21 protein-coding genes are annotated in these 21,474 nt (G+C 68.1%); 19 read left to right on the top strand and 2 right to left on the bottom strand.

Annotated features, from left to right (window positions below; genetic code table 11):
• A partial coding sequence (locus tag BLQ91_RS38410; protein WP_090105336.1) for an IS5 family transposase occupies nt 1–618 on the bottom strand: 618 nt, incomplete at its 3' end.
• An 884-nt stretch (nt 619–1,502) separates the two neighbouring features.
• Here BLQ91_RS38410 and BLQ91_RS38405 point away from each other — a divergent pair.
• The 10 genes from BLQ91_RS38405 to BLQ91_RS38360 all read left to right on the top strand — a co-directional run bounded on the left by BLQ91_RS38405 (nt 1,503) and on the right by BLQ91_RS38360 (nt 11,836).
• A complete protein-coding gene (locus BLQ91_RS38405; RefSeq protein ID WP_143023063.1) occupies nt 1,503–2,417 on the top strand; it encodes a hypothetical protein in 915 nt (304 codons plus the stop codon).
• A gap of 369 nt (nt 2,418–2,786) precedes the next feature.
• Nucleotides 2,787–4,709: a S53 family peptidase gene (locus BLQ91_RS38400; RefSeq protein WP_245734278.1), complete on the top strand. Its 1,923-nt coding sequence runs from the start codon at nt 2,787–2,789 to the stop codon at nt 4,707–4,709.
• 191 nt (nt 4,710–4,900) lie between these two features.
• A complete protein-coding gene (locus BLQ91_RS38395) occupies nt 4,901–5,962 on the top strand; it encodes a hypothetical protein (protein WP_143023062.1) in 1,062 nt (353 codons plus the stop codon).
• Nucleotides 5,959–6,687 carry a hypothetical protein gene (locus BLQ91_RS38390; RefSeq protein ID WP_143023061.1) on the top strand — a complete coding sequence of 243 codons (729 nt, stop codon included), beginning with the start codon at nt 5,959–5,961 and terminating at the stop codon, nt 6,685–6,687. The genes BLQ91_RS38395 and BLQ91_RS38390 overlap by 4 nt, the downstream gene beginning before the upstream one ends.
• 53 nt (nt 6,688–6,740) lie before the next feature.
• Nucleotides 6,741–7,334: a hypothetical protein gene (locus tag BLQ91_RS38385; RefSeq protein ID WP_143023060.1), complete on the top strand. Its 594-nt coding sequence runs from the start codon at nt 6,741–6,743 to the stop codon at nt 7,332–7,334.
• Nucleotides 7,331–8,449 (top strand): hypothetical protein, encoded by a 1,119-nt coding sequence (locus BLQ91_RS38380; RefSeq protein WP_090105324.1) that lies wholly within the window; start codon nt 7,331–7,333, stop codon nt 8,447–8,449. The genes BLQ91_RS38385 and BLQ91_RS38380 overlap by 4 nt, the downstream gene beginning before the upstream one ends.
• A gap of 95 nt (nt 8,450–8,544) precedes the next feature.
• Nucleotides 8,545–9,528: a L,D-transpeptidase gene (locus tag BLQ91_RS38375; RefSeq protein ID WP_090105322.1), complete on the top strand. Its 984-nt coding sequence runs from the start codon at nt 8,545–8,547 to the stop codon at nt 9,526–9,528.
• Between the two features lie 47 nt (nt 9,529–9,575).
• On the top strand, nt 9,576–10,280 hold the full coding sequence (locus BLQ91_RS38370; protein ID WP_090105320.1) for a hypothetical protein: 705 nt from the start codon (nt 9,576–9,578) through the stop codon (nt 10,278–10,280).
• A 119-nt stretch (nt 10,281–10,399) separates the two neighbouring features.
• Entirely contained in the window at nt 10,400–10,978 is a 579-nt protein-coding gene (locus BLQ91_RS38365) for a hypothetical protein (RefSeq protein WP_143023059.1), read from the top strand.
• A gap of 168 nt (nt 10,979–11,146) precedes the next feature.
• Nucleotides 11,147–11,836, top strand: coding sequence for a YczE/YyaS/YitT family protein (locus tag BLQ91_RS38360; protein WP_143023058.1), 690 nt, complete (start codon nt 11,147–11,149; stop codon nt 11,834–11,836).
• 67 nt (nt 11,837–11,903) lie between these two features.
• Here BLQ91_RS38360 and BLQ91_RS38355 read toward each other — a convergent pair whose 3' ends face one another.
• The gene (locus BLQ91_RS38355) at nt 11,904–12,086 is read right to left on the bottom strand and encodes a hypothetical protein (protein ID WP_143023057.1); all 183 of its coding nucleotides are present in this window, start codon (nt 12,084–12,086) and stop codon (nt 11,904–11,906) included.
• Nucleotides 12,087–12,171: 85 nt separating this feature from the next.
• Between BLQ91_RS38355 and BLQ91_RS38350 the strand changes: the two genes are divergently transcribed.
• From BLQ91_RS38350 to BLQ91_RS38310, 9 genes are all read left to right on the top strand, one after another.
• A complete protein-coding gene (locus BLQ91_RS38350) occupies nt 12,172–12,525 on the top strand; it encodes a hypothetical protein (RefSeq protein ID WP_143023056.1) in 354 nt (117 codons plus the stop codon).
• Nucleotides 12,525–13,649 (top strand): C40 family peptidase, encoded by a 1,125-nt coding sequence (locus BLQ91_RS43510; protein WP_090105310.1) that lies wholly within the window; start codon nt 12,525–12,527, stop codon nt 13,647–13,649. Before BLQ91_RS38350 ends, BLQ91_RS43510 begins: the two co-directional genes overlap by 1 nt.
• Before the next feature lie 148 nt (nt 13,650–13,797).
• On the top strand, nt 13,798–14,862 hold the full coding sequence (locus BLQ91_RS38340) for a MinD/ParA family ATP-binding protein (protein WP_143023055.1): 1,065 nt from the start codon (nt 13,798–13,800) through the stop codon (nt 14,860–14,862).
• Complete coding sequence (locus BLQ91_RS38335) at nt 14,862–15,188, top strand: hypothetical protein (RefSeq protein WP_090105339.1); 327 nt, start codon at nt 14,862–14,864, stop codon at nt 15,186–15,188. The genes BLQ91_RS38340 and BLQ91_RS38335 overlap by 1 nt, the downstream gene beginning before the upstream one ends.
• 17 nt (nt 15,189–15,205) lie before the next feature.
• Nucleotides 15,206–15,910: a DUF8175 domain-containg protein gene (locus BLQ91_RS38330; RefSeq protein WP_143023054.1), complete on the top strand. Its 705-nt coding sequence runs from the start codon at nt 15,206–15,208 to the stop codon at nt 15,908–15,910.
• A 21-nt stretch (nt 15,911–15,931) separates the two neighbouring features.
• Nucleotides 15,932–18,106: a hypothetical protein gene (locus BLQ91_RS38325; RefSeq protein ID WP_090105303.1), complete on the top strand. Its 2,175-nt coding sequence runs from the start codon at nt 15,932–15,934 to the stop codon at nt 18,104–18,106.
• A 17-nt stretch (nt 18,107–18,123) separates the two neighbouring features.
• Nucleotides 18,124–19,608 carry an SCO6880 family protein gene (locus BLQ91_RS38320; protein WP_245734277.1) on the top strand — a complete coding sequence of 495 codons (1,485 nt, stop codon included), beginning with the start codon at nt 18,124–18,126 and terminating at the stop codon, nt 19,606–19,608.
• Nucleotides 19,608–20,000, top strand: a complete 393-nt coding sequence (locus BLQ91_RS38315) for a WhiB family transcriptional regulator (protein ID WP_143023053.1) — start codon at nt 19,608–19,610, stop codon at nt 19,998–20,000. The genes BLQ91_RS38320 and BLQ91_RS38315 overlap by 1 nt, the downstream gene beginning before the upstream one ends.
• A gap of 164 nt (nt 20,001–20,164) precedes the next feature.
• Nucleotides 20,165–21,463, top strand: a complete 1,299-nt coding sequence (locus BLQ91_RS38310; protein WP_176960189.1) for an ATP-binding protein — start codon at nt 20,165–20,167, stop codon at nt 21,461–21,463.
• Nucleotides 21,464–21,474 lie beyond the last annotated feature (11 nt).

Raw genomic sequence — 21,474 nt, 5'->3', positions numbered from 1 at the left:
GTTGCGTGCCCAGCCGAGCAGGGTTCCGGTGTAGCCGCCGTCCGCCCAGATGAGTTGGACTCGCCGTCCGGCGGCGGACCGCAGGCGCCGCAACAGGGAGCGGGCTGCGATTCTGTCCGATGTGGATGCTGGGGTGACCAGCACCGTGATCAGCAGTCCGAGGGTGTCCACGGCGATGTGGCGCTTGCGTCCCTGCACCTTCTTGCCCGCGTCGTAACCGCGGGTCGACGTGGACACGGTAGGCGCCGCTCGCACGGACTGGGAGTCGATGATCGCCGCCGACGGGGCGGCGTTGCGGCCGTCCGCCAGCCGGGCACGATCGCGCAACGCGTCCAGCAGCCGCTGGGTGGTGCCGGCCTTCTCCCAAGCGGTGAAGCGCTTGAAGACAGTTGGCCAGGGCGGGAAGTCGGCGGGCAGGGCTCGCCATTTGATGCCATTGTCGACCACGTAGAGGATCGCGTCGACGATCAGCCGGCGGCAGTGCTTTTCCCACCGCCCGCCGCGACCGGCCAGGCACGCCGGATCGGGCAGCAGTGGGTCGGGCTCGGCCCATTGGGCGTCGGTGAGGTCGGTGGGATACCGGCTCGCCCGCCGGCCGGGCTGATGTGTGACGGCCAAGCGGCAACAGGCGGGACCCACGGTGGAACCGCCCGTGGCGATCGGGCACGATAACAACGGAACTCCTGGCAGAACGGCGCTTCGACAACGTCCGATCTACCAGGACTTCCCTGTCTGCACACCACAGGGCTCTCACCTGCTCAAGCTCAGAAACAGGCACTCAGAGACTCTCAATCATTCGCCAGTCGAGCGTGACCACGCAACCGCGCTTGAGCGCACGCGTGAGATCAGTCGAACCTCTCGCGTCAGTCCTTTCACCTTCTTGACAGATTCACTTCCACGACCGCGTCGACACATGACGAGACATGCTGCCCACCAAGGTCAGGGGCACCTCTCGCCGGCAACTACGGGGCAGATAAGCCCAGATCTACGGGAAGCCGCACAGCCCTTCCCCTGACTACGGGATATTTTTTCTAATCCCCTCGCCGTCTACGCGTTGACAACTGATTTGATTGCCATAGTGTTTGTCTCATCGGGATGCGGACTAGCGCACAAGACGCCTGGGACGAGAAGCTTTCTGCTCACCACCTTTGACAGCGCGATTTTGCATACGCAACACCCGCTCCTGCGTAGACGAGCACCGGAAGGACAGCGATATGCGTGGGTCGATAATGCGGCCGGGCACCGTTCGCTGCCTCAGCGGTCGTCGCCCGTCGTATCACGACGTCAGTGACCGCTTCCGGTGCGCCACGGCCTCGTCGTCGCGTCACCGGCGACGGCGGGGCGGTGGCCCAGTGGCGGACCTGGGAGGGATCCGCTGCCGGGCCACCGGCCAGCACACCACCGCCGGCCACAGACGAGACGTCGGTTGACGAGCCGCAAGCGCCCGCTCACCGGTCAGCGACACGGCGACCGGTATCTCACGGCTTCGAAGGGAGAGGACGTTGCTGACACATCAGCCGCGCTGGGCTCGCAGCACCAGCGGCCTGGCGGTCGTGCTGGGCCCGCGAGCAGGTCATGTGCCAGCTGCGCTCGCACCGCATCTCCAGCAAGAGATCACCGCCAATCAGGGCGAGGACCTGGTCGCCCTCGAAGGCAATCTTCGCGCCACGGCGGCCACGCTGATGGCACTGACCAATCAAGCTGAGCACGAGATTGCCGTTGCTCGCCACCAGGCGGCCGCTGCCTGTACCGGTTGGGGCCTCACCGCGCGGCTGCGTAGGCGCACCGCCAACGCGGAGTTGACCCGCGCGATCCAGAAACAGTCGGAGTTGCGTGATTTGCTGGACGAGGCGCTGACTATGCGGAACACGTTACGAGAGTTCGTCATCGGCTTCGACGCCCCGGCCGGTTTGCTGCGTGAGTCCGCCGACGGCTGGCAGCGCTCACCGCACGTGCCCGCCAGCGTGATCGTGTTCGGTCTGGAGGACAGCTTTGTCGCCGCAGACTCGCGCCGCCTGGACAGCGGATGGGCTGGCGCACGTGTAGCCGGGGAAACCTACGGCGAGCAGTGGCGTCGAGACGGCGACAGCCCTGATAGCCGGCCGCTGGACCGTGCGGGTCCGTGGCGGGTCGGGTTCAGCCCTCGCACCGGCGAGGTCTACGCGTCTCGGCGTTGCGGCTACCTGTCGCAAAAGGTGTGGCTGCTGGGCCGCGAGTTCGAGGCCGAACAGGCGCACGATCTGCTGACCGCGCTCATGCCGCGGATGCGTGAACCGACCTCCCTGATCCTGGCGGCGGGTGTCGTACACGTGGCCCGCTCACTTCGGCCGCGCGGCCCTTGTGCCACCCTGAGCAGTTTTGCTGCACCGGTGATCGCATCGGCAGACGACGACAGCGAAAGAACCACGTCGCGTTAGCTATGAACACTGCGGACAGGCAGGCGCAGCCCTGCGATCACCTGATGTCAGGGAACTTCGCCACACGATAGATAGAACAGCATCCCGTCGAACGATTCGACGACTCTACTTGATTTGAAGCTCATCCGCCTCAGGTGGATGAGTGGAGTACAGCGCAGGCAAAAACGACGCGAGAGTTTCACCTCCACGCGGGGTGGTCTAGCCGCCCGCACTAGAAATATGTGGCGAGCAAACGACTTCGATGCTTGCTTTCGTTCACTTCCTTTTAAGCGGCAGGCTCATGCGCCGCAAATTTCGGCACTGTCCGGGATAAGACTATTATTTGGGGGGCTTTACATGGCAGTACGACCATCCCGTGCGGTGGGCGCGGTGAGCGCCGTCGCGTTGCTGACGGGTCTGGCGATTCCCTCAGCGTCGGCGCAGGTGTCGATGGAGAACAAGGCCGGGTTGCGCATCGACGCCATTCCCGGCTGGGCCACCCTGGAGGCGAAGGTTGGCACGGCCGACGACGGGCAGCGGCGTCAGGTACAGATTGCGCTGCAGCTGCGCGACAAGCGCGGCGCGGAAGCATTGGCGAGGGCGGTGTCCACGCCGGGATCGCCGCTGCACGGCAAGTACCTGACCTCGGCGCAGTTCCTCGACCGGTTCGGGCCGACGCAGGCAACCGTGGACAAGGTCAGCGCGTGGTTGCGCGGTAAGGGCTTGGTGGTGAGGGACATCGCCGCGAATCGACATTTCATCGCGGTCGAGGCGACCAATGGCCAGCTCGAGGCGGCGTTCGACACGTCGTTGTCGTCGTTCAAGCGCAACGCCAAAAACGGGCGCGAGCAGGTGTTGGTGGCGCCGGAGAAGGCGTTGACGCTGCCGCGTGAGCTCGCCGGCGTGGTGACCGCGGTCGTGGGCATCGACGACAGTGCGAAGACGGTGTCGCCGCAGCAGGTCATGGGGCGTGTCGGCGCGGGCCGGCCGTCACGGCCACTGACGGCGGCGGCTGCGGGCCAGGAGTGCGCGCCGTACTGGGGTGCGGTGAACAACCTGGCGGTGCCACAGATGCACCCGGCCGGTCAGCAGAGCAACGACCTCTGCGGCTACAACGCCGCCCAGATGCGGGCGATCTACGGTCTGTTTGCAGGCAGTACCGGCGCCCGCCAGCACATCGCGATCACCGGCGCGTACAACCTGCCGACTCTGGTGGCCGACACCGACCGGGCGGGCCGCGCCTACGGCTGGCCGGCGCTGACCGCGGGGCAGTACACCGCGAAGGTGGCGACGGGCTTCGACAACGCGGACGAGTGCGGCGGCGTTGAGTCGTGGCATGGCGAGCAGGCGCTGGACGTGCAGGCGATCCGGGCGCTCGCACCCGCAGCGAACATCACCTACTACGGTGCACAGTCCTGCTTCGAGCTGTACTCCGGCTTGAACCGCGCGGTCGCCGACAACAGCGCCTCGGTGGTGTCGAACTCGTGGCTGTTCGAGTATGAGGCCGACATTCCCGCCTCGGATCGCGAACAGGTCGACGCGATCGCGTTGCAGGCCGCGATCCAGGGGCAGGCGATCTTGTTCTGCAGCGGTGATCAGGGCGACAACTCGCGCATCAACGGCCGCCCGGAAGCCAGTTGGCCAGCGATCCACCCGTGGGTCACCGCGGTCGGCGGCACGACGGTCGCGCTCGGCGGCGACAACACGCTGCGCTTCACCGGCGGCTGGCAGCACTCCGGCTTCACCCAGAACGGCACCCAGTGGGTCGCCCAGCAGGACAGCGACGGCCGGTTCGCCGGCGGTGCCGGTGGTGGTGTGTCCATGCGCTATCCGGCGCCGGACTACCAGAAGAGCGTCGTGCCGACTTCGATCAGCCAGGGACGGCGCGCGATGCCGGACATCTCCGCGGTCGCGGACGCGCTGACCGGTATGGGCATCGGTCACACCCGCGCCGACGGCGTGTACGAGCTCTATCCCAGCGGCGGCACCTCACTCGCCTCACCGGTGATGGCGGCGCTGGCCGCGAACGCGCAGCAGACCCAGGGCGTGTCCCGGTTCGGGTTCCTGAACCCGGCGATCTACAAGCTCAGAGGCACCGCGGCAATCACTGACGTCACGCCGGTCAAGGCCGGGATCTGGACGCCCCACATGATCCCGTGGCGCAACGTCGACGTCCCCACCGCGGCAGGCTCCTACCTGCTCAACATCGACGACAAGCCCCAGACCCTCGCGTCGGCGAGCGGCTGGGACACCGTGACCGGTGTCGGCACCCCGGCGGCCAACGGTCAGTTCCTCACCGCACTCGGCAAGTGAGCTGACCCGTCCCGTTCCCCGTCAGTCCATCTGGGACTGACTTTCCCAGGTCGCGCCGTCCGTCCCCGCTCCCCCAGGTCGGGACCCACGGCGGGCGGCGCGACCACCCCAACACGCACCGCTTTCCGCCATTGGCTTCCAGGTCTTGCGTGCCGCGACCGGCACGTCTCGTTTGATCGGGGGAAACGATCATGGCTTTACGACAGCGATTCACACCCGTTGCGCTGCTCGGCGCGGTCCTGATGGCCACCGCCTGCACCGGCTCAGGCAACGACCGCGATCCTGCCGACGCCGGCGAAACGCGGCAGGACGGCGAGTACCAGGTCAACGCGGGCGTGCCGGAGCAGTACCGCGCCAAAGCGCTCGCCGACGGCAAGCACCGTGCGATCGACGCGTGCGGTCTGCACGATCCGGACGCCGCGCAGAAAGCCACCGGTGACCGAGGTGACGAGATCCTGCCCTCGACCTCCGGCTTGCAGGAGTGCACGCTGCGGCTGCACCAGGGCGAGTTCAAGTCGACCTGGACGCTCTACCTCGAGGTCGGTACCGCCTACGACGCCGGCTCCCGCAAGAACGACGCGCCGGAGCAGCTCGGCGGGATGGACGTGTTCGTCAGCGAGGGCGAGGACGGCAAGCGCTGCGAGATCTCCAAGCCGCTCGACGACAAGCACGCGGTCCAGGTGCGGGCGAGCGCGTCGAACGACACTCCCGCGAAGCCCGCGTGCCAGGTGCTGCGGGAGTACGTGACCGCGCTCGCGCCGGTGTGGAAGAACATGCCCAAGCACGGCGGCGGCCGCACCGCGCCCGAGCTCACACTGGTCAAGCTCGATCCCTGTGCGGCGGCCGCGGCGACGCTGGACATGTTCGAAGAAGGCTTCCTCAAGACCTCCGGGCCGATGGCGTGCACTGCACGCTCCGCCAAGGTGATGCCTCCGCAGCAGAAACCCGCCAAGGGTGTCGGCCAGCCCGAGGTCAGCGTCACGTGGATCATGGCCTCCGACCCGGCGAAGCTGATCCGGCCCGGTGACAACAACACAGCACGGGAGATCACCGTCGAGGGCCGCAAGGCCGTGCTCTCCCCGGGCTCCTACGGATGCAGCACCTACGTCGTGTGGGACGACCAGATCAAGGTCGACCAGGACAACCGTGCCGCCGATGACGACCTCACCCAGCAGATGCGGATCCAGACCGCGACGTGCGACACCGCCGAAGAGGTCACCAAGAAGATCCTGGCGAGGGTAGGCCGGCGATGAGCCGCCTCACGGTCGCGTTCGCGGCGACAACGCTGGCCGGGCTGCTCGCCGGATGTACGACCATCCTGCCCGGCACACCGAAACCGGAGCCCGGCCCATCCGGTGAGGACGCGCCTGCAGCCGGTGGCTCGTGTGCGCGCAGCACCAGCCCCGAGCAGTGCGTGGAATGGAGAAACACCCAACCCAAGACCGGCGAGCAGCTGATCGCGCAAGCCAAACAGGACGCGCTGATCACCGCGCAGATGCTGTGCTCGGCGGTACCCGCGCAGGTGTGGGACCGCTACCTCGGCGCCGGGCACTACCGGCTGATCGACGAGGGCCGGGCCTGCACGATCAGCAGCGACGACACCGCGAAAACCCCCGATGGAAAGCTCGCGGCCATTACCGAAATCCAGATCTACCTCTCCCCCACCGAGTCGATCGCCCGAGACCTGCAGATCCTGCGCTCCCGCAAGGACACCGCAGGCATGGTCACGGAACTGTCGCTGGCCGGCAAACCGGCCATGCGTGTCGGAAGGGAAGACGACGCAGACGGCAAGGGTCCGGAGAAAGAAGAGCTGAGCGTCGCTGTACTCGGCGACGTCACCCAGTCCGGGACGCTGCGGATCCGGCAGAGCATGCGCCCGCCGCGAGGACAGCCCGCCGAAGCACCGGTCGACCGGTCCACGTTGGACGCGATGCGCGACGCCGTCATCGGCGAGTTCCTCACAGTCCTTTTCCCGTAATCCGTGCTGTTGTCCAAGGGGAGATCATGAACTTCGTCAACGCCGGGCGGACGGTGCTCACGCTCGCCGCTGTCACCGTCGCGTGTCTGAGCACGACTCTGCCGGTGCAGTCCGCTGCCACCGCGCAGGACAAGAAGACGTTCCAGTTGGGCGACCTCGACCCGAAGGTCGACGCACAATCCGTCGGTGCGGCATTCGATCCGTGCAGTGTGGGCTGGGACGCGATGCCCCCGCAGGTGCGGTCGGCCACGAATGCCAAGCCGAAGCTGCGCGCACCGGACAAGGACGACGTGTTCGCCGTCGGCTGCCGCTACGACAACGGTGATGCGACGGTCGTCACCACCGAGCAGGGCGGCACGCCGAAGCAGGGCAGGAACTTCATCGTCCTGATCGTCTGGGCCAAGCCGGGTCAGATGAAAACCGCTCAGTCCGATCACCAAGGCGCCCAGCCCGCGCAGTTCGGGTCGAAGGCCGGCTTGCTCAAGGCGGGCATGAACCGGGCCAGCCAAGAAGCCTCATGCACGGCGATCATGCCGTTGGCCAACGGCACAGCCGCAATCTCGATCACCAACGGCCGCTTTCCCCAGGTTGACACGTGCGTGGTCGCGAAGTCGATCGGGACCGCGATCGCGGAGAAGACGCCGTGAGCGCCCGGCTCGGCGACGAGCAGCTCGTCACGCCCGTGTCCGGCAGTGTCACGGTGGTCAGATCGTCCGGCAGCGCGTTGAGCGCGGGCCCGGAGACCGATACGGAGAAGACGCAGCCGATCCGGCCAATGACGTCGTGGACGCTGCTGTGGCACGCGCTGCGGTTCCGGCTGATCACCTGGCGGCGGCCACGCGCCGGGCGCACCACGACCGCAGCCGCGGTGCCGGTGGTGCTGGTGGCCGCGCTGCTGCTCGAGCACGACACCGATGCTCGCGACGCCGCTCAGGCCGTGCCCGTCGGCGAGCCTCAGACGACCGCGACAGGCACACCGGCGCCACCGCTGCCGGTGCCCGGCAACCGACGTGCCCCGGTCACGGCGCAGGAGGATCCAGGCGCTGTCGCGCCTCGTGTCCCGTCCGAGCAGGAACTCGCCGCACTGCCGAAAGCGGTGATCGGTGCCGCAGTGAACACCGCGCCGACCGACCCGGCACCGTCCGCCGCTCCCGGCACGACGATGCTGCACCCCACGAAAGACGTCGCGGTGTACGCGGAACCCGGCGGATGCGCCATCGCAGTCCTGCCTGCACGACAGCTGCTGACATCGACGTGGGTCCCGGTCGTCGAACGTAGGCCGGGCTGGGCGCTGGTGCTGCTGCCGACCCGGCCACATCCGGCCGGGGTCGCCGCAGCCGGCTGGATCCACCTGCAGCCCACGGTCGAACTGGCCGACGGGGACCGACGCGTCGAGGTCGACACCGCCACAGGCCGGGTGAGTGTGCTGGCCGTGCTCGGAGGTGTCACGACCTCCAGCGCACTGGGCACGCCCCGCCCGGCGGGCACGGTGTCCCAGGCTGCTCCCTCGCCCGGTACGCGGAGCTTCGTCGCTGTCGGCGGCCAGGTCGCCGAGGTGTCGTGGCTGCTGCGGATGCTGTGGCCGTTCGCGATCGACACCAGCCGGGTGTGCACCGGCGCATTCACCACGGTCTCGGTTCCCGGGCTGCCCTCGTCCTCGCCGCTGGGATCACTGGACGCCAACGGGTGCGTCGCGGCACCACCGGCTCTGAGCTCCGCGCTCACGCAGGTGCCCGCGGGCACGCCGGTTCTCCTGCGGTGACAAGAGCCTTCCAGTCGTGGATGTGCGGGCGCCGTTGTCGGGGACGCGCGACACGCACATCCACCCCATCCCCTACGAGTAGGAAGGAGGAGTTGATGATCGACGACGGCGACCGGCGCATCGCGACCGGCCAACGCGACCTGTCGGCAACGACCGGCCTGACATCCCCGTCAGGTGTGCGGCCCACCCAGCCGCCTACGGAGACGCCCCGCAGACGCGCGCTGGCACTGACCGGAGCACTGGTCGCCGTCGCCGCCCTCACCGCCGCGCTCGGACTGCAGGCACCGCTCGAGCCTCCAGACGCCGGCACGCCGAACAGCGGCGCGGGCACCACGGCCGCCACCAGTGCCGATGTGGCGCAGATCGTGTCACCGCGGACGGTGACCGACGAGGAGCTCGCTGCGCTGCCCCAGTCCACCACCTACACCACCACGGCGGCCGCACCGCGCGACCCTGCGCCCGAGCGGGCGCCGACAGGGCGTGTCATCCACCCGGTGCGGACTGTGCCGGTGTTCGCCGAACCCGGCGGCCGGGCCGTCGCCGCGGTGCCGGCACAGCAGCCGCTGGGCATCGAACCGAACCTCGTGCACAGCGACACCTGGCTGTCCGTCGTGGACGAGCAGCCCGGCTGGGCGCTCGTCATGCTTCCTTCGCGGCCCAACAACTCCGTGGCATGGATGTTCACTGACACCGACGCCGTAACCATCGCGACCACGCCGTACCTGATCACCGTCGACCGCGCCACATTCGAACTCACGCTCTCCCACGCCGGCCAGGTGAGCGGGCGGTGGAAGGTCGGTATCGGCAAACCCTCGGCGATCACCCCGGCGGGCCGCACCTTTCTGCTCGCCGCGCTACGCGACGAGAAGTCGACGTTCAGCCCGGTCGTGCTGCCCCTCGGCTCACACAGCGACTCCCACCAGCGCTTCGGCGGCGGCCCGGGCACAGTCGCCTTCCACACCTGGCCGAGCGCCGACGTGTACGGCACGGCCTCTTCCGACGGCTGCGTCCGGGTACCGCCCGATGCCCTGCACGCCCTCACCGACGTCCCGTCCGGGACCACGGTGTTGATCAAGTAAACGCCTGTTCTCCGGCCACAACGGCCACACAAGACAAGGGGGACCACGTGGTCCGCAGTATCGAATCCACCCGCCGCGTCCTGGCCGCGGTCGGCATCGGCGGCCTGCTGGCCGCCGGCACGACCGCGACACTGCAGACGGCCACCGCACAGGCAGCTGCCGCGACCGCCTACGGCGTCTCGGCTTCCGGAGTCGAGGCCAAGACCGCGCAGCCTTCGGTGTCCAGCGACGGAGTGGCGAAGACGGCGCAGGGCTCGGTGGCGGGCATGGGCTGGTCGGTCACCGGCATCGCCGTGAAGGCCGGTGCCGGCCTCGCTGAAGCAACCGCAGGCAACGTCGTGGTCGCCGGCCGGGCACTGGGCGCGGTCTCGGCGAGCTGCACGAATGGTGTGACGACCTACAAGGGCCCGAACGTCAACGAGGCCAAGCTCAAGGTTTCCTCGGGCGGCGGCGCGGGCGCCACCATCCAGATTCTCGGCGCCGACGGTAAGTCAGCGCAGACCATCACCGTTGCAGTCGTGTCATGCGCCAAGGGCTCGGTGCCGCCCACCACACCCCCACCGACCACCACCACTCCCCCGGCAACCAGCACGCCGCCCACGTCACCCACGTCAACGCCGCCCAGCGAACAGCCGACGCAGCCTCCGACGAGCGCGCCCACGCCGACGCGCAAGCCCTCCGGTACGCCCGCACCCCCGAAGCCCGCGCCCAAGCCGCACCTGCACAGCGGGCACCACCCGGTCACCGGCTGACCCGAGTCACCCTGCCGACTGCCGACAGAGGCACCCACCAACCCCTGTTACAGGCGTCCCACCCCACTTCCCCGCGGGTGGGGCGCTCACGCAACCCGATCGACGCGAAGGAGGACAACGTGATCCCGACAAAGTCCGGCACGGTCGTCGACGAGCTGGCCGAGCGTGCCGCCCGGCTCGCGCGAGGCATCCGCCTGGCGCCCAAGTTCTCCGACATCCTGAGCTGGTGGGTGGGCTACCCGCTCAAACGGGTTCCTCTCGAAGCCGACCGCTTGGACCAGCTCGACGAACACGACAGCATGCTGCTCGGCCTGACCCCAGGCACCGAAGTCCTGCGCCGCAACGGAGTTTTCGTCCCGTTGCACGGCGACGGACCACCATTGGCGTCCATCACATCCCTGATCTACCTTCCCCGTCTGGGCCTCTCGCCCGACCAGCTCCTTCTGCTACGCGACGGCGACGTCCCGGTCAGCTCGCTCGTGCCGGACGCGCTGCGCAGCACGCACTACGCCATCGAAGTGGACGGGCCACGCGAACCTGCCGACCCGGCGATCGTCTCCCGCGGAATCCTTGTCCCCGGCGGCATGCCCGCAGTGCTCGCAGACGAAGTCGTGTTCTGGCAGGTGTTGCACGATCGCGCCCCTCAACGCGGCGTCCTGTTCACCCGTCCCACCACCTCTTCGGTACCTGTGTGGTGAGCACGACCATGCCATCGACTTCACCGCACCTGAATGTCGGCGCAACAGCGTCGCGGACGACCAACACGCGCTCGCAGCCGCTTGCGGCACACCGCAACCCCGATGCCGGAACGGAAGCGACAACCCGCGGCGTGTACGTCGTCCCTCGATGCCAGCGGGTGAGCGGTCATGCCCGGTGACACCACGCGCAACGTTCCCACCAGCAGGCCGGACTCGGCCGGTTGGCCACTGCCCGTTCGGCTCGCTCAAGTCGCGACCGGCACCGCACTGATGGGCTTTGCTGTGGCACTGCTGGTCAACGCCGCAACAGGCCTACTGCCACTGGACATCCTGCACAGGGCAATCGGCAACCAGTTCGGCTGGACGCTCGGAGGCGCGATCATCGCCGTGCAGTCGAGCTTGCTGGTACTCAACCTCTCACTTGGCGTGAAACCCGGTATCGGCACCCTCGCCGCCGTCATCATTCCCGCCGTCACCGCCGACCTCGCCCTGTCGATGCTGCACCCGCCGCAGCTGACCTGGTTGCGGCTGATGGCACTGCTGCTCGGCGGCGCGATGTTTGCCGTCGGCACCGCGCTCTACCTCTCGGCCGAGATGGGCGCCCTACCGCGCGATGGCCTGATAAACGCGATCGCCCAACGCACGAACTGGAACTGGGCGCGGATCCGGATCGCCGCCGATGTGCTGTGCCTGCTCGCCGGTGTGCTGATCTTCCGCCCTGCGCTCGCGGTCGCCAACGGCTCACTCGGCATCGGCAGCCTACTGCTCGCCCTGACCTTGGGCCCGTCGATCGCGTCTCTGGTTGCGCTGTTCAGCCACCGACCGCGGCCGGACACGCCCGCTCGAGAGGAAGCATGATGCCGCGCGCCGCATCCCGGTCCGGTCGCGTGAGCACCCATACGCGGTGGCAGCGCGGCTCTGGCACCTACCAGCTCTCGATTCCCGCCCTGGCGTTGCTCATGTGCGCGGGCTGCTCCTCCCCCAAGCCCCAGGCCACCGTGCCGGCGCCGAGCGGTTCCACCCCGGCGACCAGCCCGTCACCCCCTCCCGGCTCCGGGGTGCGGCTGCCGAACGCCTCGCCGATCACTCCGACAGCGCCCGCAGGCACCCCATCCACTGTGCCGCCCGCGCCTACCCCGCCCACCGCCGCGACCACCGACTTCCGCGACCCGGTCGCGGTGACGCGGGCGTGGATGACGCAGTGGTGCGCCTCGGACTACCGCCAGCCGCGCAACAACAACGTCGAACGCGCCACGGTGTTCTCCACCGCGGCAGGCAAAACCGCAGACCTACACGCCGGTGACGACGAATCCGCGCACCGCGCCATGATCGAGCAGAAGCTGTCCACCCGCTGCGACCGCATCACCGCCGAGATCATTCCCGAAGCACCGCGCAGCGACGACCAGGTCTACATACGGACGACAGCAACCCGCACGCTGCTCTCCGACGACGTCGCTTTCCAGACAGAACCGGTGCTCACCACCCGCTCCGTGCTGCGTCAACCCGACGGCCGCTGGCTCGTCGACATCGGCGTCGAGGCCGGCTGATGATCAAAACTCTCCTCGTTCCCATCGCTGCGCTCGCAGCTGCGCTGCTGCTCGTGCTGATGGTGCTGCAGCCGCAGCGAGCCGACGCCGACACGATCACCCCACCCGTGACGTGCCAGGTGCCCGCCCCCGGTGCGGACCCGTCGTCGGCGCCGCCAAGCGACGGCGCGTTCCACGGCGTCCGGTTGTCACCGGTGCAGACCGACACGGCGCAGAAGGTGCTCGGCGTCGCCAAGCACATGAGCATCACCCGACGCGGCGCGGTCATCGGAATCCAAGCCGGCATGCAGGAATCCACACTCAACCCGCTGGCGCGCAACGGCAACGCTGTTGGCGTATTTCAACAGATCGCTCCAGGCCCGTGGAACGCCTACTCCGGCTACGACCGCACCGACGCCGCCGCAGCAGCCAAAGGATTCTTCTCGGTACTGCTCAAACGCGCACCCGGATACGAGACGGACCCGCGCTCGAACCACGAGCTCGCCGAGGAAGTCGAACGCAGCGGCGAAGGCTGGCGCTACCAGCGTCACCAACCCTTCGCCGAAGCGGTCGTCGCCGCGCTCTACGACGGTTCAGGTCCGCTACTGGACTGCGCCGATCGATCGTTCAAAGGCCGAATCCAGGTCACCGTGCAGGGCAGCGACGTCACCTTGCCCGCAGAAGCCGGCGTCGCAGGTGTCGTACGAGCCTCCTCACCCCAGGTCGCGGCCGCGATCGCGGCCGGCCTGTCGTGGCTGGGCATCACCTACTCCTGGGGTGGCGGCGACGCCAACGGACCCACAAAAGGCATACGGGACGGTGGGGTCGCCGACGCGCACGGCGACTACGACAAAGTCGGATTCGACTGCTCAGGACTGACGCTCTACGCGTACGCGCAAGCCGGAGTGCAGATCATCCGGCCCTCCGACGCGCAGCTCACCCGTACGAGGCTCGTCGTCCCGTTCACTCAGGCACGAGCCGGTGACCTGCTGTTCTGGGGAACTCATCACGTCGCCATGTACCTCGGGCAACTCGGCGGCCGGCACCTGATGCTCGAAGCCCCGCAGAGCGGCGAGGTCGTCAGGGTGTCCACGGTGAGAACTGGCGGAGATTTCCGCAACGTCGCAGCACGGCCCATTCCATGAGTTCGGGGGAAACACGATGAAACCTGGAGACGGCACCGGATACCGGGCAGAAGATCCCGTCGATCTCACGGTCACTACCGCGCCTGCCCCGCCACGCCCGCAGCCTCCTGTCGCGCCAGCCACACCTGAGATGAGCACAGGTCAGCTGATGGCGCCCCCGCCGCCGGTCACCGCCGACCCTGCGGCATGGGGATGGCGCGCCGCGCTGCGCAAGGTCACCGGCGGACTGGTCACGCTCCGGCCAGGCCGTGAAGAAGCACGACATCGTCAAGCAGAAGTCGCGGTGCGCCAACACCTCGGTGGAAGCAGGCTGGTGATGGTCGCCAATCCGAAAGGCGGAGCGCAGGTCAGCACCACAGCTCTGATGCTGGCGCACACCTTCGCCACCCTGCGCGGCGGCCCGGTCGTCGCATGGGACAACAACGAAGCGCGCGGCACGCTCGCCCAGCGCGCCGAAGTCACGACGCCGGACACGCACGTGTGGCATCTGCTCGGCGCGGCCGATCAGCTCACCGCTGTCGGCACCGCGGGCGACCTCACCCACTACCTGCGCTCCCAGCCCACCCGCGCCGAGGTCCTGGCCAGCGACACCGACCCGGCCAGGATGCAACAGATCGGACCCGCGCAGTGTGGACGGATCTGGCTGCTGCTCAGCCGCTACTTCGGCTTGACGATCATGGACACCGGCAACAACGTCCGCACGCCGGCCTGGCAGTGGGCCGCGCACCTGGCCAACCAGCTCGTCGTGCCGATCACCCTCGAACCCGACGTCGCACACAGCGCCGCGTGGATGCTCGACCACCTCACCACCCGGCGCCCGGACCTGGTCGCCGGCGCGGTCACCGTGGTAGGCCCCGCAGCCGCGGCCGCGTCGCCGAAAGTACGCGAGCAGATGCTCGCCTACTTCGCGCGGCGGACCGCGCTCGTGGTCGAGGTGCCGTTCGACCCGCAGCTCGCGGGTGGCAGACCGATCGTGCACGCCCGCATCAGCGACACCTCACGCCGGGCATGGGTCAGCGCGGCCGCGGCAGTCGCCGACCGGCTCGCATCGCGTCCCGGGCCTCGCCCCGACGAACTGCAGCCACCGACACCACCGCACGCGAATACCGAGATCCAACACGAAACCTCGAGCCCGCCCGCCAGCGAGCCGCAGCCGCGGTCCGACGACGGGCACACGTCGGTAACCGAAACGCCAATCAGGAAGGCCCAGTGATGATCGACGACCCGGAACTGACCATCGCCGGGCAGAAGGAGCCCAGCGCACCCAACCCGTTCGACGGCGTGCAACCCGACCTGTCCGTGTGGGGCGGCGCATTCGAGTCCGCGTGGCAAACGCTGCTCGCCGGTGTGTGGGGTCTGGCGTTCCTTGTCGTGGCGTTCGGCGCGGTACGGGCGGTGGTGGAGTTGCAGCGCGCGAAAAAGGGCGGCTACTCCGCCGACGTGCACGAGCACACCGAATCAGTGAAGAAGTCGGCGTTCGCGCTCATCGCCTTGGCGGGCTTGGGCGTGCTCTTCGGTGCCGTGATCTCGATCTTCTGACGAACCGGAGCATTCTCGTGTCCTTCACCTCGCCTGCCGCGCACACCGGCCCACGGTCTGCTGCCCGACGACCACTGCTCCTGGTGCTCGCTGCCGCCGTCCTGTTGATCGGCGGGGTGGTCATCGGCCGCTACGGCGTGCCCGCAACCGACGAGCCGACCGAGACAGGGCAGGTTCCCCGCAGCAGCGCACCCGACAGCGCGGGCGCACGGGAACACGGACCGTCGAAGATCGTCAAGGGCGTGCCGAGCGGCTTCACCCGCGACCGTGAGGGTGCCGCCAGCGCAGCGGTGATCGCCGTCCAGCTTCCGCTCAACATCGCCCGCAACTATGCCGACCTCGAGGTCGTGAAATCGACCTGGCTGGCCCGCGATGCCGATGCGGCGACACGGCGTGAGTACTCCGAGCGCGGTAGCACCACCGGTGACGACCTGACAATCAAGATGCCCGCCGACGTCACGGTGAAGGACTTCAACGGCGACAACGCCGTGGTCGAGGTGTGGGTGTCCACCACCGGCGTGGCGCCCGGTTTTGGTGGTCGCGGCACCACGCGCAGCCAGTCCTTCTCGACCGTGACCGTTGAGCTGGTCTGGGAGCGCGAGGACTGGAAAGTCGTCACGTTCACAACCTCAGACGGTCCGCGCCCCGGAACCGACACTGCCGCGCCTGCCCCGACGCTCAAGCCGTTCGCCTTCTACGGCTTCTTCCTCACGATCGAATAGGCCAACCCCCATGGAGGGAGCATGTTCCAACGACTGACGATCCTATGTGGAACGGCTGCGGTACTTCTGCTGACACTCGCGCCTGCGGCACTCGCGCAGCCATCGTCGAACGGCAACATCCCGCACGGTTTCCCTCCTGACCTTGCGAAGTTCGTCGCAGGCACCCAGCAGTTCCGAGACGGGCCGTGGTTCGGCACGCCGGAGTGCAAAGACAAAGGCGGCGACGTCAGCCGCTACCTCAACGACGTCATGCAGGTCGAATCGCGACTGCTGTACTGGGCCACGCCGCCCGGCCGGCGAGCCACGTTCTGGCCCGACCCGAACCTCGCGGACGTCAACACCGAACCGCCCGAACTGCCGCGGACCTTCCCCGCCGTCTGGGGCCCCGACCACTCCTACAACGTCGCTTTCCGCTACTGCGCGGACGAGCTGAAGGAGTGGACGAACCCGGCTCAGAACGCGTGGGGGTTCACGTGGGCTGCCAAGCCGGACGCCGACTCGCTGCAGCGGATGAAGCCGTTCGCCGCCGGCAACGAGGACCTGATCGCCAAGTTCAGTGACGCCTGCTCGGATGCCAAGTCGCCCTACTGCCAGAAAGCGTTCTTCGTCGACTGCAGCCGTGTGGTCATGGTGCCGGAGAAGAAGGAACGCTGCCTGCTGTGGAACGAGTCGGTCGCCAACCACTTCCACGGCCTGTCGAGGTTCGTCAACGCCAACGGCACCTGGCTCGAGCGGATCGGCAGCTTCTTCACCAAGGTCGGCGAGGCGCAGATCGCCGCAGGACGCATCCACCTTGACGCGTTCGCCTCGATCATGACGATCGGTCTCGACATCGCGAAGTTCGTCGTCAATCCCGCCAGCGCGATGGACGAGCTCGCCAACAGCCTTCACCAGTCCGCCGTCGACTTCACCGTCCGGGTGCTGCTCGAGGGCCTCGCCACCGTCGGCAACTTCGACCCGCGTTCGCCGTGGTTCCTCGTGACCTATGGCGCCAGCACCGGCCTGGGCCTGCTGGTCATGGCGATCATGTCGGTGCTGATGATCAGCCGCACCGCAGCCGGTGCCGGCACCAGGGAAGACTTGCAGGAAGCTCTGTTCAAGCAACTGCCACTCGGCGTGTTCCTGGCGGTGTTCGCGCCGGCGATCGCGACTGTGCTGTACGAGGCCGTCCGCAAGATGACCAACGGCATCGCGGCGTGGCAGTCGCAGTACATCGGCAGCTCCATCACCAAACTACGTGAGCTGTCCACGGTGACCGCCGCGATGATCCCCGGCGGCGTCGGCGTCGGCGTCATCGTTTTCGCGCTGCTGATCTTCGGCACGGGCGCGGTGTTCGTCGGCTTCGCGATGCAAGCCATCGCCCTGCCTCTGGCAGGGCTGGTAGCCGGTTTGGCCTGGGGCATGCGCGTACACCCGAAATGGCGCACCAAGGCCACGCGCCCGATCTACACCTACCTCGGGCTGTTGCTGTCCAAGCCCCTGCTGTACTTCCTGCTCGGTGCGATCTTCGCGCTCATCGACGGCAACCTGTCGATCCCCGCGATGAAAGCGGGAGGCATGCCGCTGCTCGGCCAGATGGTCACCGTCATCGTCGCACTGGTCGTGGTCGGCTTCGCTCCGTTCGCGCTGCTCAAATACGCGCCCCTGCTGCCGACAGCAGCCGATGCGCACGACTCACAGCCCTCATCCGGGTTCGGGACCGCTTCGGTCGTCGGCGCGAGCATGGCCGCTTTCGAGCGGCATCACAGCACGAAACCCACGATCGAGCGTGACGACAGTGGTGCGCAGAATGGCCGGCACTCGATCGCGCAGAGCTACAGCGATGCCCAGAAGTCCGCCTTGCAACAGCCGGCGCGGCAGCGCACCGGCGGTCAGGCAGGCGGCGCCCACACCAGCAAGTCGGCCTCCGGCACACCGAAAGCAGGCAAAGCCTCTGGTACGCGGGCGCTCACACCAGGTGCCGGCGGGGCAAAGCCGGCACCTGCTGCAGCGGGCCAGCCTGCCGCGGCTGCCGGTTCGGGTGTCGGTGCGGCCGCGGGCACAACAGCGCAGGCCTCGCACGCAGGAGCAGCCGCGGGTGCGGCGATGGGGCCGCTGGGCATCGCCGCACAGGCCGCGGTCGCCGCAAGCAACAAGATGCGTCAGGGCGCGCACCGCACCGTCGATGCAGACGAAGAAACCGTCCGGGGGGACTGATCACAATGAGGATATCGGTGCTGGGCGGCGAGATCAGCCGCCGCGGACTGCTCGGCTCGCTGAGCACACCCGCCTATGTCGCGCTCGGCGCGGCAACCGCACTCGCGGTCGTGTCATGGCTGGTCGTCGGAGATGTCGCGGGCGCCCTCGGCGGGATCGCCATTCTTGCCGGGACCTACACGCTGGTACGCCTCTGGGGCCGCCGCTCGATCGCAGCGACCCTGTTGCGGGCGTGGTGGTGGCGGCGTCGCCGACTGCGCGGCGAAACCACGTTCATCGCACCGGTAGCAGCCCGCGAATCCGACCCGCAAGACCTCCTCGGTCCGCTGTGGGCGCTGCCCACACCGTTGGGCCGCGTCGAACCACTCAACCTGACCGGCACGGCATGGGAGCACATGTTCATCCTGTGGCATCACAACCCCGGCGAGCGCGCCTACCTCACCGTGCTGCTGGAGGTGCAAGGCCATGCTTCAGCACTGCGCACCGACCGCTCCTACGAAACGGCCTCCATGCGCTACGGCGTCCTGCTCGCGCAGCTGGCCAAGGCAGGGTCGTTCCTGCGGGGTGTGCAGCAGATCAACCGCATCGTCCCGCACGACGCAGCACCCCACCGCGAGTTCGTCTCCAGGCGGCTGTCGACCCGGCCCGGCCTGCAGGCCCTGGTCGAATCCTACGAAGAGCTCGTCGACGCCACGGCAGCCACCGCCGAACAGCACCGCAACTACCTCGTCGCACGCTTCCCGCTGACCACCGAGTTCTATGACGAGGCACAAAACTACGGCGCTGGTTCGACAGGCTGGGCAGGGCTGGTACGGGAGGAGCTCGCGCGGCTCGCCGACCTGGCCGTGCGCGCCGAACTCTCGCGGCCACAGGTGCTGGGAGAGCAACGCACCTGCGCGGTACTCAGGTCACTGCAAGACCCCGGCTGGCCGATCGACCAGCACGAGGGTGTCCGGTGGAACAACTGCTGGCAGTCCTACACCACCGAACCCGACCGACTCGTCGTCAACGACCGCTGGCACACCCGCACCGCATTCCTGCCCCGCGACGGCATCGCCGCCGCCCCGCTCGGAGCGCGCTGGCTCGCACCGCTGCTCACCGCCGTCACCCCCTCGGTCATCCGCACCCTGTCGGTGCGCATGGAGTTCGTGCCCGACCGGGTGGCCCGCGCACGTGCCCGTGCCGACGTCGCCCAGGACAGCGCCTCGCTGCTCGACGACGGCAAGAAGGGCCGCGTCGATGACGGAACCGACAGCGTCATGCTCTCCGCCTCCCAACGACGGCTGCACGACCTGGCACCCGGCTCCGGTTACCACGGCGTCGACTGGTCGATGGCCATCTCGGTCACCTCGCCCGACCCGGCCGAACTACGCCGGGCCTGCATGCGCGTCGCCAACGAAGCCGCCCAGTCGGCACTGACCGATTTGGACTGGCAGGACCGGGCACACGACACCGCCGTGCTCAGCACCTACCCGCTCGCCCGCGGAATGGCGGTGGCGTGATGCGCGAACCCACCGTCTTTCACTACGTGCGACTTGCCGAAGCCCGCCGATTCGCCGAGCACTCCTGGCAGGAACTGGACGCCGTCATCCGTACTGCTGACGGGCTGCGGTGTCGCTCGAGCAACCCGGACGTCTTCTTCCCCGAGGAAGGCTCCCGATTCGCCGGCAGGCAGGCGATGCGCGATGAACGAGCCCGCGTGGCGGAGCTGTGCAGAGGCTGCCCGGTGCGCACCGAATGTCTGGCCAGTGCACTGCAGCGCGGCGAGGCCTACGGAAGCTGGGGCGGTATCTGCCAACCGGACTATCAGATACTGCGGCAACTCTGGAGCGAACGCGTCCACGCCGCCGCTCCCCCACCGGCAGGCAGCACCGCGGTGAAAGAGACCCGCTGATGCCGCGCAGCACCACAACGCCCCGCACCGCTCGTAGCGCGCCCGCCGTCGGGTGGCGACCGCCGCAGCCCGAGACACCCCCACCTCAGCCGGTGTTCCTGCCACCGCCGCGACGACGACGGTGGCTTGACCGGTGGGGCTGGTACGAACCCCGCGAACAGCCCATGTCGACAACGACCCGCCAGGCGGAGGCACTCAACCTAGCGCTGAGCTCGCCGCCGACCAGCAACCGCGGCCTCATCGTCGGTACCGACCTGCTGTCCGGTCAGCTCGTCGTGCACGACCCGTTCGTCGCCTACGAAGACAAGGTGATCAGCTCGGTCAACGTCGCCGTCGTCGGCGATGTCGGCAAAGGCAAGAGTTCGTTGCTCAAGACCTGGGGCTGCATCCGGCAGTTGCTGCTCAACGATCGTCGTGTGGTCGTGCTCGACAAGAAACTGCAGGCAGGCTGCGGCGAATACACCTCCCTTGCCCGGTATCTCGGTGCTCCGAGCATCCGGTTCAGCGTCGACGGCACCGGCAGCCGGCTCAACCTGCTGGACCCGGTCATCGCCCTGGGCGGTGAGCAACTCGCCGACACAGGACACCCGCTCGAGACCATCGAGCGCCCGACCGGACAGATGATGCTGCTGCGTGCCGTGCTCAGCGAAGCATTGGGCCGCCCGGTCAGCGAACGCGAAGGCAAAGCACTACGCCTCGCTCTCGTCGCCGCAACCCGCGATGCCCGCGATCGCGGCAGGATTGCCGTGATCGGCGACGTCGTACACCACCTGATCCACCCCTCTGCCGCCCAGGCCGAGACGCAGGCCCGCAGCGTCAGCGAACTGCAAGAGTGGGGACTGGACCCCGCATACGCGCTCGAGCGCATGATCCAAGAAGACCTCGCCGGCCTGGTCGACGCGGAAACCAGCTCCGAGGTCCACCTCGACCACCCCAGTGGCATCACCCACATCGACATCAGCGCCCTGCCCGTCGACGGTCCGGCGCTACGCGTCGTCATGGCGTTGATCAACACCTGGCAGACGAACATGCTCGCATCACGATCACGGCGCGCCGCTCAGACGGTCAACATCATCGAAGAAGGCTGGCACGTCGCGGAAGGCTCGATAGGCAAGGTTTTCCGGCGCAACGTGAAGCTGTCCCGCGGGCTCGGCCTGGCCACCATGACCGGTATCCACCACCTCGCGGACTTCGCACAAACAAGCCCCGCATGGTCGCTGCTGCAGGAAGCGGAGACCAGGTTCATCTTCGGCCAAGGCTCCTACGACGACGCCCGCGCCTGCGTCGAGCTCTACAACCTCCCACCCGGCTCCGAAGAAACGATCATGACACTGGAACAGGGCACCTGCCTGCTGCAAGTCGGGTCACGCGATCCGATCCTGGTCCGTCACGAACGCTCGGCCCGTGAAATCGCACTGACCGACACCGACGGCACGCTGACCGGAACGGCCCACCGGTCATGAACCCACACGAC

This window comes from Lentzea jiangxiensis, from assembly GCF_900104175.1.
GTDB lineage: Bacteria > Actinomycetota > Actinomycetes > Mycobacteriales > Pseudonocardiaceae > Lentzea > Lentzea jiangxiensis.
The sequence above is the reverse complement of the archived record's forward strand: the minus strand, read 5'-3'. Positions and strand labels throughout refer to the sequence as shown.